Source organism: Cellulosimicrobium sp. SJTW-1, assembly GCF_047716875.1.
In the GTDB taxonomy this organism is placed as follows: domain Bacteria; phylum Actinomycetota; class Actinomycetes; order Actinomycetales; family Cellulomonadaceae; genus Cellulosimicrobium; species Cellulosimicrobium funkei.
On the sequence record NZ_CP136680.1, the window covers coordinates 4,214,823 to 4,228,527 of the forward strand.

The 13,705-nt window shown below is 69.7% G+C and carries 10 protein-coding genes; 1 reads left to right on the plus strand and 9 read right to left on the minus strand.

Annotated elements, in window-relative coordinates; translation table 11 throughout:
• Positions 1–372 precede the first annotated feature (372 nt).
• On the plus strand, positions 373–1,257 hold the full coding sequence (locus RSE42_RS18955) for a choice-of-anchor L domain-containing protein (protein WP_415297550.1): 885 nt from the start codon (positions 373–375) through the stop codon (positions 1,255–1,257).
• 121 nt (positions 1,258–1,378) lie between these two features.
• On the opposite strand, the gene RSE42_RS18960 is transcribed toward RSE42_RS18955, so the two are convergent.
• From RSE42_RS18960 to RSE42_RS19000, 9 genes are all read right to left on the minus strand, one after another.
• Positions 1,379–3,445 carry a glycoside hydrolase family 32 protein gene (locus tag RSE42_RS18960; RefSeq protein ID WP_415297551.1) on the minus strand — a complete coding sequence of 689 codons (2,067 nt, stop codon included), beginning with the start codon at positions 3,443–3,445 and terminating at the stop codon, positions 1,379–1,381.
• A 113-nt stretch (positions 3,446–3,558) separates the two neighbouring features.
• On the minus strand, positions 3,559–4,527 hold the full coding sequence (locus RSE42_RS18965) for a family 43 glycosylhydrolase (RefSeq protein ID WP_415297552.1): 969 nt from the start codon (positions 4,525–4,527) through the stop codon (positions 3,559–3,561).
• A 99-nt stretch (positions 4,528–4,626) separates the two neighbouring features.
• Positions 4,627–5,460: a carbohydrate ABC transporter permease gene (locus tag RSE42_RS18970; protein ID WP_415297553.1), complete on the minus strand. Its 834-nt coding sequence runs from the start codon at positions 5,458–5,460 to the stop codon at positions 4,627–4,629.
• A 162-nt stretch (positions 5,461–5,622) separates the two neighbouring features.
• The gene (locus tag RSE42_RS18975) at positions 5,623–6,465 is read right to left on the minus strand and encodes a carbohydrate ABC transporter permease (protein WP_415297554.1); all 843 of its coding nucleotides are present in this window, start codon (positions 6,463–6,465) and stop codon (positions 5,623–5,625) included.
• Positions 6,466–6,699: 234 nt separating this feature from the next.
• Entirely contained in the window at positions 6,700–7,992 is a 1,293-nt protein-coding gene (locus RSE42_RS18980) for a sugar ABC transporter substrate-binding protein (RefSeq protein WP_415297555.1), read from the minus strand.
• Positions 7,993–8,078: 86 nt separating this feature from the next.
• Positions 8,079–9,131: a LacI family DNA-binding transcriptional regulator gene (locus tag RSE42_RS18985; RefSeq protein WP_415297556.1), complete on the minus strand. Its 1,053-nt coding sequence runs from the start codon at positions 9,129–9,131 to the stop codon at positions 8,079–8,081.
• A 169-nt stretch (positions 9,132–9,300) separates the two neighbouring features.
• On the minus strand, positions 9,301–10,281 hold the full coding sequence (locus RSE42_RS18990) for a carbohydrate kinase family protein (protein WP_415297557.1): 981 nt from the start codon (positions 10,279–10,281) through the stop codon (positions 9,301–9,303).
• A 76-nt stretch (positions 10,282–10,357) separates the two neighbouring features.
• A complete protein-coding gene (locus RSE42_RS18995; RefSeq protein ID WP_415297558.1) occupies positions 10,358–11,893 on the minus strand; it encodes a glycoside hydrolase family 32 protein in 1,536 nt (511 codons plus the stop codon).
• A 122-nt stretch (positions 11,894–12,015) separates the two neighbouring features.
• A complete protein-coding gene (locus tag RSE42_RS19000) occupies positions 12,016–13,650 on the minus strand; it encodes a glycoside hydrolase family 68 protein (RefSeq protein ID WP_415297559.1) in 1,635 nt (544 codons plus the stop codon).
• Positions 13,651–13,705 lie beyond the last annotated feature (55 nt).

Genomic DNA, 13,705 nt, shown 5'->3' on the forward strand with positions numbered 1-13,705 from the left:
CGTTCCTACCGTAGTGTGATCTGTGCCACATCTGTCAAGGGCTTGTGAAGACGTCGCTAGCCCTGGCCTCGAAGGCACAGACGAAGGTGAGGACACCGGGGACGGTCCGCCCGTCCCACAGGTCGACACGTCAGCCGACCCGCATCCCGCGGCTTCGACCGAACACCCCGTACGTGAAGAAGCGTGCGGCATTCCCCCTCCATGCAGACCGGACCGTGCAGGCACTGCCCGCACGGCAGCGCCCTCGGGCGCATCCCGACCAACTCATGGAGCATCATGAACACCTCAACAGCCCACGGTCGGCCACCGGCCGAGCCACGGCGCGGGCCCCGTCAGCACCGGCGTGCGACCCGCATCGTCGGTGCCGCCTGCGTGGCCGCGCTGGTCACGAGCGGCGCAGTCGCCTTCGCACTTCCCGCGTCTGCCTCGCCGGGGCAGAGCGTCACGTCGCTGCGCGACCTCGAGGCCGAGGATCTTGCGGCGACGATCGCCGGGCGCGGCATCACGGTGCGCAGCGCCGTCTTCTCCGGCAACGACGTCCAGGCCGGGCGCTTCGCCGGCCTGAGCTCCACCGGACTCGCCCGCGGCGTCGCACTCACGACCGGCTCGGTCATCGACGCCGACCCGCAGTCCGATGCCGACACCGACTTCTCCGCATCGGCCATCCTCGGCCCGAACGAGAAGCTCACCACCACCGGGGACCTCGGCGGTCGCGGCGCACGCGTGCTCGACCGCCTGGTCGGTGAGACCACCTACGACGCGGCAGTGCTCACCATGCGGGTCGTGCCGTCAGGCAACCGCATCTCTCTGTCGTACGTCTTCGGCAGCGAGGAGTACGCCGGGTGGAGCGAGCAGGAATTCGCCGACGCGTTCGCCATCTGGGTGAACGGCACCCCGTGCTCCACGGTCCCGCGCACCAGGGACCTGGTGTCCACGGCCACCGTCAACCCGGGATCGCACGCGGAGCTGTACGTAGAGAACTTCGCGCCGAACGACCCGGGTGCCGGGACGCACGACACCGAGCTCAACGCCTTCACCACGGTCCTCACGTGCGAGGCCCGAGTCACACCGCGCCGGGTCAGCACCGTGCGGGTCGCCGTGGCCGACACCCGTGACGGCCAGCTCGACAGCACCGTCCTGCTCGGGCGCGACTCTCTCGTCTCAAGCCGGGGCAACGGGCCGAAGGCCGACCGAGACCACCACCGGGACCACGACAAGGTCAGCTACGGCCACTCCCGGTGGCAGCAGCGCCGCTGACGGACCGAAACGCGACCGGCGCGGCTCACCACCGCCCGGCCGCTCGACACCACATGAGGGCAATGAGGGTGTGGGCGTCGCCCCCAGCGCGATGCCCACACCCTCGGCCTGTCGAGCGACGTCAGTCGCTCAAGGTCACGTGGTCGACCATGAGGTGTCCCCAGTCGGTCGTCGAGTCGTCGAGCACCTGCAGCTGCACGGTCCGGCCCGCGAGGTCGGCAAGGTCCCACTCGACGAGCCGCATCGTCGCGTCGTCATCACCCGTCGCGGTGCGTACCGGCTGACCGTCCAGCAGGAGGTTCACCGAGGTCGCGGGCTCGACGCCCAGGGGGTGGTTCCCGCCCCCGATCCGGAACCGTAGCCAGCGGCGGTCGACCACGAACGGGGCCGAGGTGACGACCCCGGTCGCCGCGTCGGAACCGGAGAACGTGTCGAGCACGCGGTGCCCGGCCTGGCCAGGCAGGTCGGACACCACCGGTGCGAGGCCGGCGAGCCCGCCCGTCACGCTCCACCCGGAGGGCAACGCATCGCCCTCGAAGTCGGCGAGCAGCCGGGCGGGCGGTCGGTTCACGTCCGCGAATCTGGTGATCGTCAGGTCCTGGAACACCGCGGTGCCGCCGGCGGCGTACAGCGCGATCCCGACGTCGTCCGGCTCGGCGAACACCTGGCTCGAGTGAACCTCGCGGCCGTCGTCGACGAACACCTCGACCGTCGTGCGATCGACCAGGACGGTGAGCCGGACCTCGCCGGAAGCACCTGTAGACGAGCCTCCCGTGAGAGGAGCCTGGGACTCGAGCTTCTCCCCCGACGCGTCGGGATGGCTGGTGCCGCCGCGGTTGAGGTACGAGAACGGCTCCTCACCGAAGAACGCGCCGACGTCGGCGTGACGCGTCCCGTCGACAGACCTTCGCAGTTGCAGCCCGACGTTCTCGGCGGCGCCGCGCGAGACCGTCGTCTCGATCCGGTACGCCGCGCCCTGCTCGTCGAGCACGACGGGGTCGCCGGACGGGACGACGACGTCCCCGAGCGTGGTGGTCGACGTCGCGTGGTCGTCGAGCGCACTGATCGGCCGGGACACGAGCGAGTAGCCCGACGGGTCGTCGGATGCGGCGAGCTGGATCTCTCGGACGATCGAGTCGGTGCCGTTGAACCCGTCGGTCTCCCACGTCGGGGTCGTGTAGGGGTAGGCCCAGGAGTTCATCCAGCCGATCGCGTACCGCCGGTCGAGCGGCGCGTCAGGGTCCTCCCAGGTGACGGCGCCGTACCAGTCGAACCCGTGGTCGAGCCATTGCGGGTCGTGGGCGTCGGGGGTGAACGTCTCGCCGTCGAAGTCGCCGGTCCAGTACGCGTACGTCGCCGGGTCGCCCGTGAGGTATCCGTTGGCGCTGATCCCCAGTACCCAGTGCAGCGACCCGTCGTCGGCGCGAACGGGGAACAGGTCGGGGCACTCGATCATGCCGAGGTCGTCGCGCACGTACTCCGAGACGCGGTCCCAGTCCTTGAGGTCGGGCGACGTCCAGAAGCTCACGCGGTCCGCCTCGGCGACGAGCGCGACCCACCGACCTCGCTCCTCGTCCCACACGACCTTGGGGTCGCGGAAGTGCGCGCGCCCCTCGTTGGCCATGACCGGCTGGTCGCCGTCGGGACGGAACGTGCGCCCGCCGTCGGTGGAGTACCACAGGAACTGCGCCTGGGGGCCGGAGGCGTCCGCGATCTCCTCTGGCGTGGGGTGGTCCATCTGGGTGGTGAGCATGATCACGGCGCCCGCCCCGTACCCAGCGGTGTTCTGGTGGTCGACGACGGTCGAGCCGGACCACAGGTCGTAGTTCGCGTTCGTCGCCTTGGGCGCTGCGACGCCCTGATCCCGGAACACGACGCCGTCCGTGCTCGTCGTCAGTCGCCACGACGTGCCGACCTTCTCGTCGTAGTCGGGGTTGTACAGGTAGTGGTAGCGCAGCTCTCCGTCGACCCAGATCGGTCGCTGCGGGTCGTTCTTCCAGTGGTCGGGCACCGAGTGGTGGTAGACGGGCCGGTAGGTCCCTCCCGCTGTCTGCTCAGGAACGGGACCGCTCACGTCAGTCGTACCTGTCGTCGTCCCGCTGGCCGCCGTGGCGGCGCCAGCACCGGTGGCGAGCGGCGCCGCGAGCAGGACGAGGACGGCCATGCGTGCGGTCGTGCGAATTCTCATCGTGACTCCATCGTCTCGATCGGGTGAGTTGCTGCGGGAGGCGAGGGACCCGCACGAGACGCGGGCCCGTTCGCCCTTCGTCTTGCGCGGGTCCCGGCCGCCCCGCGGGTTGTTCAGCTCGTCGTGGTCCGCTCGGTGGCGTGCTCGGCGATGAGCCGCCCGTCCTGCCAGCGGACCGGCATCGGGCCGCTAATGCTGCCGACGAATGTCCCGTCGGGCGCGTCGTGGTGGAACGCGAGCAAAACCCACTGCCCGCTCCGGTCGCGCACGAGTCGGCCGGCGTACAACGACGCGTCGGTGAGCTGCTGCGCCGCGGCCACGTCGTACGGCCCGAGCAGCGACGCCGCCGGGGCGGCCCACACGCCACCGGTCGTCCCGACCGCCCGTGCCGCGGACATGTCCGAGGCGAGGCAGGAGAACAGCAGGACGGGGACGCCGTCGACGACCTCGACCTGCGTCACCTCGAGCTGTCCGAAGCCCTGGCCGGGCGCGCTGAGGGGCGCGCGCAGCTCCCACGTGCGCAGGTCGGGCGACCACGCGTGCCCGACCACGCCCCGGTCGTCCGCAGGTCCGCTGCGTCCGCGTGCGGTGAGCAGCATGTGCCACCCGTCGCCGTCCGGGGCGGCGAACACCCAGGGGTCGCGGAACGCCTCGTCGTGCCACTGGCCGTCGGCGAGGGTCTCGTACCAGCGCGCGTCGGCGGTGAGCACGGGGTTCTCGGGGGCCTTGGTCCAGGTGAGCAGGTCCGACGACGTCGCGTACCCGACGCGCTGGACGTTGCCGGCCGAGGTGAGGGTCGAGCCGGTGTAGAAGAGGAACCACGTGCCGTCGGGGTGGCGCACGACCGAGCCGGTCCACGTCGCGAGGTCGTCCCACGCGCCGGCGTCCGAGCGCACGAGGGCGTCCTCGACGCGCGTCCAGTGCACGAGGTCGTTGGACACGGCGTGCCCGATCGAGGCGCGGTAGTGGCGGGCGTCGGGGTCGTGCAGCGCACGCGAGGCGTAGAGGAAGAACAGGTGGTGACGCTCGCCGTCGTCGGCGAACCAGAAGTCCCACACCCAGGAGTCGGGAAGCGTGAACATGTGAGCCTTTCCGGGCTGGAAGGTACGGGTGCGCGGTGCGCAGGGAAACGTTCGCGGACGCGGTGACGGCCGCCCTGACGGGTGCCGTCGGGCAGTCGGCTAGCCCTTGACGCCGCTGGCGGCGACGCTCGAGACGAACGCGCGCTGGAAGGACAGGAAGACGATCAGGACGGGCAGAGTGATCAGCGACGTGTACGCCATGACCTCGCCCCAGGCGGTGTTGAGCTGGAAGAAGTACTGCATGCCGACCATCACGGGGCGCAGCTCTTCTTGCTGCACGACCATGAGAGGCCACAGGTACTGGTTCCACGCAGGCAGGAAGGTGAGGATCGCGACGGTCGCGAACGCCGGTCCCGCAAGCGGGGCGACGATGCGCCGGTAGATCGTGAACCATCCGGCGCCGTCGATGCGCGCTGCCTCGTCGAGAGACTTGGGGATCGTCGAGAAGTACTGCGTGAACAGGAAGATCGAGAACGCGTTCGCGATGAACGGGACGATCTGGACCTGGTAGGTGTTCAGCCAGCCGAAGTCGTACTTCGGGATGCCGCCCTCCAGCACGAGCGTCGGCAGCTTGGAGACCCAGTAGACCATCGGGACGGCGATCGTCTCGAAGGGCACGATGAGGGTCGCGATGACGAGGCTCAGCACCACCGTCCGGCCCTTCCAGCGCATGCGCGACAGGGCGAACCCGGCCATGGAGTTGACGATCAGCCCGAGCCCGACGGTGAGCACGGTGACGAGCACCGAGTTCACGAGGAAACGCCCGACAGGCACCCGGTCGAACACACCAAAGTAGTTGTCGAGGCTGATGTCTCCCACCGGCAGGAACGCGCGCGGGGAGTCAACGTCCGCCAGGATCTGCGCGTCCGGCTTGAGGGAGGAGACGAACATGAACACGAGCGGGAAGAGGAACACGAGCGCGAGCGCGCTCATCGCGACGTAGGACCAGATCCTGCGACGGCGGCGAACGTCGTGCTCGTCCTGGTCCTGGCGCGAACGGCCTGAGTCAGATGTCCGGGAGCCGCCGGCCACCTTCCCGTGCCGACCGGTGGGGCGGGCCGAGTCTTGCGTGTCGAGAGATGCGGTGGCCATGTCTCAGTCCTTGTCTCGGGTCAGGAACCGCTGGACCAGTGCGACGACCAGCACGAGCACGAAGAAGATCAGCGAGATCGTGGCGCCGTAGCCGGTCTCCATCTCGCGGTAGCCCTTGCGCACCGCGTGGTAGACGAGGGTCGTGGTCGAGTTGACCGGGCCACCCTGCGTCATGACGTCGATCTGCACGAACAGCCCGAGCGCGGCGATCGTGATGGTCACCAGGACGAAGACCATGGTCGAGCGCAGACCGGGCCACGTGACGTTGGTGAACTGCTGCCACGGCGTCGCACCGTCCATGCGCGCCGCCTCGTAGAGCTCCTCGGGGATGGTCTGCAGACCCGAGAGCCAGATGAGCATGTGGAAGCCGACGGCCTGCCAGATGGAGAGCACGATGATCGCGCCGAGCGCGGTGCTCGGGTTGTTGAGCCACGCCGTGCCCTGCCACGCACCGAACGTGATGGTGTCGATGAACGAGTTGACCAGCCCGTCCTGCTGGTACATGAACTTCCACAGGATCGAGACGACGACGATCGACGTGACGACCGGGATGAAGAAGATGACGCGGAACGCGGTGACGCCGCGGATCTTCTGGTTCACGAGGACGGCGAGCAGCAGGCCCAGGCCGGCCTGCACGGGCACCACGACGAGCGCGAACACGAACGTGTTGATCGCTGAGCGCAGGAACACCGGGTCGGCTGTGAAGGCGCGTACGAAGTTGTCGAGCCCGACGAATCGCGGCGGGTTCGGCGAGATGAGGCGCGCGTTGGTGAACGAGAGCCCGAAGGCGAGCAGGACCGGGATCACGAGGAACAGCAGGAGCAGGACGAGCGCGGGCGCGGCCATCGCGATGCCGGATCGGCCCTCGCGACGGCGGGCCGCCGCTCGCCGACCGCGTGGCGGTGCTCCTGAGTGAGGTCCGGGCACCGCGTGAGGCGGCGCGGGGGTGCTGGCTGGAAGCGTCATGGTCGACTCCGTCCGGGCACGAGCGGTCGGCCTCGGTCCCGGCTACGCACCGCGATCGCGATGCGCAGCCGGGGTGCCGGCAGCCGACCGTGCGTGCCGGTCAGGAGGGACGGCTCAGAAGCCGTACCCGTCATTGGACTGGATGTTCGCGTCGATCTCGGAGACCGCGCCGTCGAGCGTCGACTGCACGTCGGCGCCGTTCATGATGTCCTTCGCCGCCTTCTCGAACGTGGAGGAGATCACCGGGTAGGCGGGCGTCTGCGGGCGCAGCTCCGCGAACTGCTTCGACAGGTCGACGAACGCCCGCAGGTCACCGTCGGCAGAGAAGTGCTCCGACGCCTCGGTCGCGCTCTCGGTCGCGGGGATGACGATCTGCTTGTCGGAGAACTCTGTGAGGTACTCGTCGGCGAAGCTGAACTCCAGGTACGCGCGCGCGCCCTCGGGGCTCTCGCACGTGGAGGAGATGCCCCACTGCCAGGAACCGCCACCGATCTTCGGCCCGTTCCCGAAGTCCGGCGGGGGCAGGATCAGCAGGTCGTCACCGACGGCCTCGAGCGAGTCGAGCGCGTTCCACACGCCCGTATAGCTCAGCGCGACCTCGTCAGCGTTGAACTCCTCGTTGCCGATGGTCCCGGCGTTGCTCGCATAGCCCTGCGCGAAGGCGTCCTGGAACCAGGTGAAGAACTCGACCGCCTCCGGTCCGTTGAGCTGCCCGTCCGAGCTGAGCATCGTGTCCCGGTCGATCAGGTCGCCGCCCGCGCTCTGGAGCATCGGCGAGTACGCGTAGGACCACCACTCCCCCGTGTCCTCCGCGCCGATGTCCAGCGGCGTGTCGTACCCGGCCCCCTTGAGCGTCGCGAGTGCTGCGTCGAACTCCTCGACCGTCCACGGCTCGTCGGTCGTCGGGATGCGGATGCCGTTCTCCGTGAGCACGGACTCGCGGGCGAAGATCGACAGCGCCGCGTCCCAGTACCCGGCCGAGTAGATCTCGTCCTTGTACGTCCCCACGGCGGTCGGCAGCAGGGAGTCGGTGATCTCGGCGGGCAGACCGAGGGGCTGGATGTAGCCCGCCCACGCCCAGTTCGGGACGATCGGGCCGTCCATGTCGAGCAGGCACGGCAGGTCGTCGGCCGCCGCGGCAGCGACGATCGCGTCGTTGTACGCCCCCTGGGGGAAGGACTCCTCGACGACCTCGTACTCGTCCTGCGAGGCGTTGAAGTCCTTGATGATCTGCTGGTAGACCTCGAGCTCTGCCGGGTTGCCGGCGGAGTGCGTCCACATGGTCAGCTGGACGGGTCCGTCACCGGAGCCGCTGGCGCCGCCCTGCCCGGCCTGGCCGCACGCGGTGAGGGCGAGTGCGGAGACGGTCGATGCGGATACGATCGCCACGAGGGATCTGCGGTTCATCTTCAGGTTCCTCTCACGGTGGGACGTCCACGTCCGCACCTTCTCGGTGACCGCCGATTCTTGGCGGAGGGAGCGGTCACGGTTGATCACGGTCCGTCGCCGGCCGGAGCTGACGTTGCTGCCGGCGGCGGACCTACCGAGTCCCGACGGATGATCGGGCACGGCATCAGGTACGTGCTGTTCTCGCGCGGGGGTTCGCGGACCCCGAGCGCGACCTCCGTCGCCCAGCGCCCCATCTCGTAATGGGGCAGCGCGACGGTCGTCAGGGGCGGGTCCTGCTCGCCCGCGACGAGCTGTTGGTCGTCGTAGCCGACGATGGACACGTCACCGGGGACGTCCAACCCGCGGCGGTGCGCGGCGACGTACGCGCCGACCGCCATGCGGTCGTTGAAGCAGAAGATCCCTGTGGGGCGGCGGTCCGCGGGGAGGTCGAGCAGGTGCCCGACGGCGGCCCGGCCGCCTGCGGCCGAGGTCTCGCCGCGCACGTGGAGCGCAGGGTCGGGGGTGATGCCAGCCTCAGCGAGCACCTGGAGATAGCCCTCGTGCCGCAGCCCGGACGCGACGGGCGCGTCGTCCTCGTCGACGTCGACGTAGGCGATGCGGCGGTGGCCCGCGGCGACGAGCTCGCGCACCGCGGCGACGCCTCCCTCGCGGTCATCGGGCACCACCGCAGGAAAGCCGCGGCCCGTGGGGCGGCAGTCCAAGAAGACCGTCCCGTCGGGGAGGCCGGCCGGCACCTCGGCCACGCGGTGCCACATGGCGGCGTAGATCATGGCGTCGACCTGCTGCCCGACCAGTGCGCGGATCGCCTCCTCCTCGACCTGCGGGTCGCCGTCCGTGTTGACGAGGAAGACGAGGTGGCCGTGCTCGCGCGCCGCGTCCTGCGCGCCGGCGAGCATGCGTCCTGCGAACGGTGTGGTGGCGATCGTGTCGGAGATGAGCCCCAGAGTGCGGGTCCGCTGGGTGCGCAGACCACGAGCGACGGTGTTGGGCGTGTAGCCGACCGCGGCCGCCGCACGCCGCACGCGGTCGGCCGTCGCGGCCGAGATGCGCGCGCCGCGATCGTTGAGGACCAACGAGACGGTGGCCGTCGAGACACCGGCTGCCGCAGCGACGTCGGAGATCCGTACCCGTGCCATCCGTCCCACCTCCTCGTGGTTAATCGATTGAACACCATGATGGTGCGCCCCCTGCGCGGTGTTGTCAAGCCACGGCGCGTGACCATTCCCGCCGCCGGCGACCGCTTCGGCAGAACCGGACGTCAGCCCTGCAGGCTGGCGGATCAGCGCCCCGGAAGTGCGCCTCGTCTCACCGGACGGAGAGGTCCGCCCGGCGAGGTGGGTTGGCGCCCGCGCGGGAGACGGTGATGGCAGCCACCGCGACGCAGCGCTCCAGGAGGCTGGCGAGCGTCCCGGCGTCGATCGCCCGCAACGCGGCGCGACGACCGGCACCGAGCAGCCCGGCCTCCCACAGCCCGTCGACGAGCGCGCCCATGAAGGAGTCGCCCGCGCCGACGGTGTCCACGACGTCCACACGCGGAGCGGCCACGCGCTGCTCACCTGCCTCGGTCACAGCAACGGCACCCTCCCCGCCGAAGGTGACGATCACAACGGCGGGGCCCAGGGCGAGCCAGTGGCGCGCGACTGCGACGGGGTCCGACCCTGGGACGAGCCACGCGATGTCCTCGTCGCTGACCTTCACGACGTCCGCGAGCGAGACGAGCTCCTCGATGCGGGGCTTTGCGAGGGCCGGGTCTCCCATGAGCGCGGGCCGTGCGTTGGGGTCGTAGGTGATGGTGGTCGTCGGTCGCGCGGCCTTGACGAGGTCTCGCACGGCCGACGCTCCCGGCTCGAGCACGGCCGCGATCGATCCGGTGTGCAGAGCAAGGGTGCCCGGTGCGATGGTCGCACCCGAGGGAACGTCCCACTCGAGCTCGAACTCGTACGTCGCCGCGCCGTGCTCGTCCAGGCGCGCGGTGGCGACGCTGGTAGAGAGCGCCTGGGTGCTTCCCGGGGTGAGCGTCACGCCGGAGTCCTCGAGCCACTCCTGCACGGCTGCTCCACGGTCGTCCCGGCCGAGCCAGGTGACGAGCCGGACGTCGCGCCCCAGGCGGCCCAGCGTCAGCGCGACGTTCGCGAGGCTGCCGCCCGGCAGCTCCTCGACGCTCCCGTCGGCACGGTGCACGACGTCGACAAGGGCCTCGCCGACGACGAGGACGTGCTGGGACTGGCCCGCGGGGTCGAGAGGCCCGGAGCCTGCGGGCGTGACAACGATGTCGGTGTAGGTCATCGCGCTATTGAACCGCATCCATGACCGTCGTCGGCAGTCGGCGTGACCAAAGGGCTGCGCCGCCCTCGGGCAATCATCACCACACCGAAGCCAGCGCCCACGTCGTCGCAGACTCGACGCGTGCCGTTCCCCCGAGCGCATAGAGCGAGGCGCCGTCGGCGCCCTCGCTCGGGAACGAAAGCAGCGTCGCGACGAGCGTCCCGTCGTCGACGAAGACCTCGACCGAGGAACGATCGACGACCACCCGCAGCCGGACGATCCCGTCGGCCGGCGAGTAGGGCACGGCACGACGCGCGCGGAAGTCGACGTCCTGCCCACTTGCGTCCTGCACGCGGTCCAGCCCTCCGAGCGTGCGGTCGACCACCAGCTCGCCCGGCCTGATCCCGACGGTGACGCCCTCCACGACCCGCCCCTCGTCGTCGCGGCGCTCGTGCACGCGCAGACCGACCTCGTCAGCGTCCTCGACGTCAATCGCGACCGCCGTCTCGTAGACCTCACCGGGAAGGTCGAGAGCCAGGTCGCCGTCCAGCTCACCGGCCGGGTGCGCGACAGGCTCGCCCCGAAGCGACTCGAGCTCAGGTGACGGCACTTGCACGAGCCGCACCTGACCGTCCACGCTCCTGAGCCCGAGGTCACGAGGAAGGCTCATGGCATTCGTCCAAGGCGTCGTCGGGGTGCCGTACGGGTAGCGCCAGTTGCCCATCCACGCGAGCCACACGCGTCGACCGTCCGGCGCCGACTCGAAGGACTGTGCGGCGTAGAAGTCCTGGCCGGCGTCGGTCTGTTGCCAGGTCTCGGGCGGGACCTCTGGGTCGCGGGTGAACGTGGTGCCGTCGAACTGGCCCACGAAGTACTGCGCGGTCGAGCCGTCGGTCTGGTCGTTCGCTCCGACCGAGGTGTGCAGCACCCACTGCACCCGGTCGGGGTCGTCGTCCACGCGCAGGGGGAAGAGGTCGGGGCACTCCCACACTGCCGCGTGCAGCCCTTGCCCGTCGCCGAACCGGCTCGCGAAGGACCATGTGCGCAGGTCCGGGGACCGGAAGATCTCGACCGCGTCCCCGGCGGAAACCACCATCACCCATGATCGGGTCGCCTCGTGCCAGAACACCTTGGGGTCGCGAAAGTCCCGGCGGCCGTCGTTGTCGATCACCGGGTTGTCGTCGTAGCGCTGCCAGGTGCGGCCCTGGTCGGTACTGAAGGCGATACTCTGCGCCTCGCCGCCCTCGGTGCTCGTGTAGGTGGCGACCAGCCCGCCGTCCCCGTCGGGGAACAGGCCGCTGGTGTTCGCGCCGTCGACGACGATGCTGCCCGTCAACGCCTGGCCGAGCTCGTCGTGCTCGAGGGCGACGGGCAGAGGCTGCCAGTGCATCAGGTCGGTGCTCACGGCGTGCGCCCAGGTGCCGTCCTGCTGGTGGAACAGGTGCCACTCGCCGTCGACGAAGACCAGGCCGTTGGGGTCGGCGAGTCGCCCCTCGGGATCACTGTAGTGCACCTGGGGCCGCCAGGGCTCGTCGTACTGGCGCTCGGCGGATGAGGTCGGTGTGGGTGTCGGCCCCGGATCCTCATCGTCACCCGCCGTGCAGGAGGCCGCGGTGAGGGCGAGCAGGATCATCAGCGCAGTGATGGGTGCGGTGCGTGGGTGCGGCGGCGAGGTGCGGGTTGTTGTCCTCATGATCCTCATCGCGGCGGAGGGGCCGTCCGGCACCGTGGCACGAGGTGCCGGACGGCCCATTCTCATCCGATCGGTCTCGTGTCCGGTGCGGGGTCGACGTCAGCTGCTCGGTCGGCAGGGATGTCACCGTAGCCGCCGAGGCCGTCGCCGCCGTAGGTGCGGTCGACCGTCACGTCGGCGCCGGAGATGTTCAGCTTGACCGTCGGCGCGTGTGAGCCGCCGCGGCGGAAGTCGCCCTCGGTGCCGATCGAGTCGATGAACGAGGTGACCAGCCCGCCGGGCATGACGTAGTGACTGTAGGACTGGAAGTGTCCGAGCGGCTGGTTGAAGTCCGGGGCGAAGGGTTGTCCGCCGGCGAAGTTCAGGTTGGTCGGATTGCCCAGGGCCAGTCCGCTGCCCTGGTTGACCGGCTGGAAGTCCGACCGGATGCCGCTCCCGACGAAGCCGTAGACGCCTTCGGGGCCGTCCAGGCCCGCGGCGTACGTGCCGCGGTGGCTGATGGTGAACAGGTAGTACTTCCCGTCCTGGATGTAGATCTGCGGGCGTTCGGTCTGGTCGGTCACGCAGTTCGCGGACAGGATCGGCGGGAGGAACTCCCACTGGGTCAGAGCGAGATTCTGCGCTTGGGCGAGACCGACGTTACCGATCTGGAAGATCGCTCCGGAGGCTCGCACCTCCTCGATCGTCTCACCGTACTGCTCGCCCTCCTGGTACCCGAGGTCGGCCTCGGTGCACGCGGCCGGGTCGCCGCGATCGAAGGCAGAGTTGCCTTCGAACGTCATGTACGTCTCGCCAGGGTGGGCGGGGTCTTCGAAGGTGAACGGGTCGCGGAAGTTGAAGAACTCGTTCTGCTCACCGGTCTGGTAGTACTCGCCGTCGGCCTCCAGCAGGTCGTGCTGGTCACGGAAGCCCGTGAGCCACACCCCGTCTTCGTCGGCGAAGATGCGGCCCTCGCTCTGCACCAGGTGCGGGTCGTAGGGCTTGCGGTTGCTCCCGTCGTCGTTGCGGTAGAACGCGACGGCGGTGTAGAACACGCGCAGCTTGTTGCCGTCGAACAGTCGTGTGGACCCCGACCACTCGGTCTGGTGGCTGAAGGACTGGTCGTCGAAGATCGCCCCCGTCGCACCGTCGGGGAAGACGTGCCCGCCGTAGATCCAGCCGCCGTTCTCCGGACGCTGGTCCGCGGGCACGTTGGCCTTGCGGAAGAAGTACCCGAGGCGCGCCTCGGTGTGGCGGTCGTCGAAGGTGTACCCGGCGTTCCTGTCAGCAACCAGGGAGAACGCGATCTCCCACCCCTTGAAGCTGAGCTGGTGGGACCGTTCGTCGGTGAGGGTCCAGGTGTCCCAGACCCACACGTCACCGTTGGTCTCCGGGAAGTCCTGGGAGACCTCCGGCATCGTGTACTCCTCCGGCATCGAGCTCTCCCGAGAGCCGGCGTCCGGGTCGGACATGCGCTGCATCTGCATCGCGTCCGCCCGGGTCCAGCGGGAGGTGAAGTCCTCTGCAGGGTCGAAGGCCTCCTGGGTGTGCTCGGTGGGCTCGGGGAAGCACCGCTCCCCTGTGACTGGATCGCAGTCCTCGCCCGGGCCTATCTGGGCCTGTGCCGGGGCGGCAGCGATCAGGTTCGCGCCGCATGCCAGGACTAGGCCCGTCATCGCTGCGGCAAGTCGCCGCAAGCTCGTGGTTCGCAACGTCATCGTCGTTCTTCTCCCAGTGCGGTGTCGGCTGGCCTGCACCGTGAGAGGACTTCCC

Excerpts from the sequence above, each read along its gene's own strand:
- RSE42_RS18965 (WP_415297552.1), bottom strand. The coding sequence starts at position 4,527 with ATGTTCACGCTTCCCGACTCCTGGGTGTGGGACTTCTGGTTCGCCGAC.
- RSE42_RS18985 (WP_415297556.1), bottom strand. The coding sequence starts at position 9,131 with ATGGCACGGGTACGGATCTCCGACGTCGCTGCGGCAGCCGGTGTCTCG.
- RSE42_RS18980 (WP_415297555.1), bottom strand. The coding sequence starts at position 7,992 with ATGAACCGCAGATCCCTCGTGGCGATCGTATCCGCATCGACCGTCTCC.
- RSE42_RS18960 (WP_415297551.1), bottom strand. The coding sequence starts at position 3,445 with ATGAGAATTCGCACGACCGCACGCATGGCCGTCCTCGTCCTGCTCGCG.
- RSE42_RS19000 (WP_415297559.1), bottom strand. The coding sequence starts at position 13,650 with ATGACGTTGCGAACCACGAGCTTGCGGCGACTTGCCGCAGCGATGACG.
- RSE42_RS18995 (WP_415297558.1), bottom strand. The coding sequence starts at position 11,893 with ATGATCCTGCTCGCCCTCACCGCGGCCTCCTGCACGGCGGGTGACGAT.
- RSE42_RS18990 (WP_415297557.1), bottom strand. The coding sequence starts at position 10,281 with ATGACCTACACCGACATCGTTGTCACGCCCGCAGGCTCCGGGCCTCTC.
- RSE42_RS18975 (WP_415297554.1), bottom strand. The coding sequence starts at position 6,465 with ATGGCCGCGCCCGCGCTCGTCCTGCTCCTGCTGTTCCTCGTGATCCCG.
- RSE42_RS18970 (WP_415297553.1), bottom strand. The coding sequence starts at position 5,460 with ATGAGCGCGCTCGCGCTCGTGTTCCTCTTCCCGCTCGTGTTCATGTTC.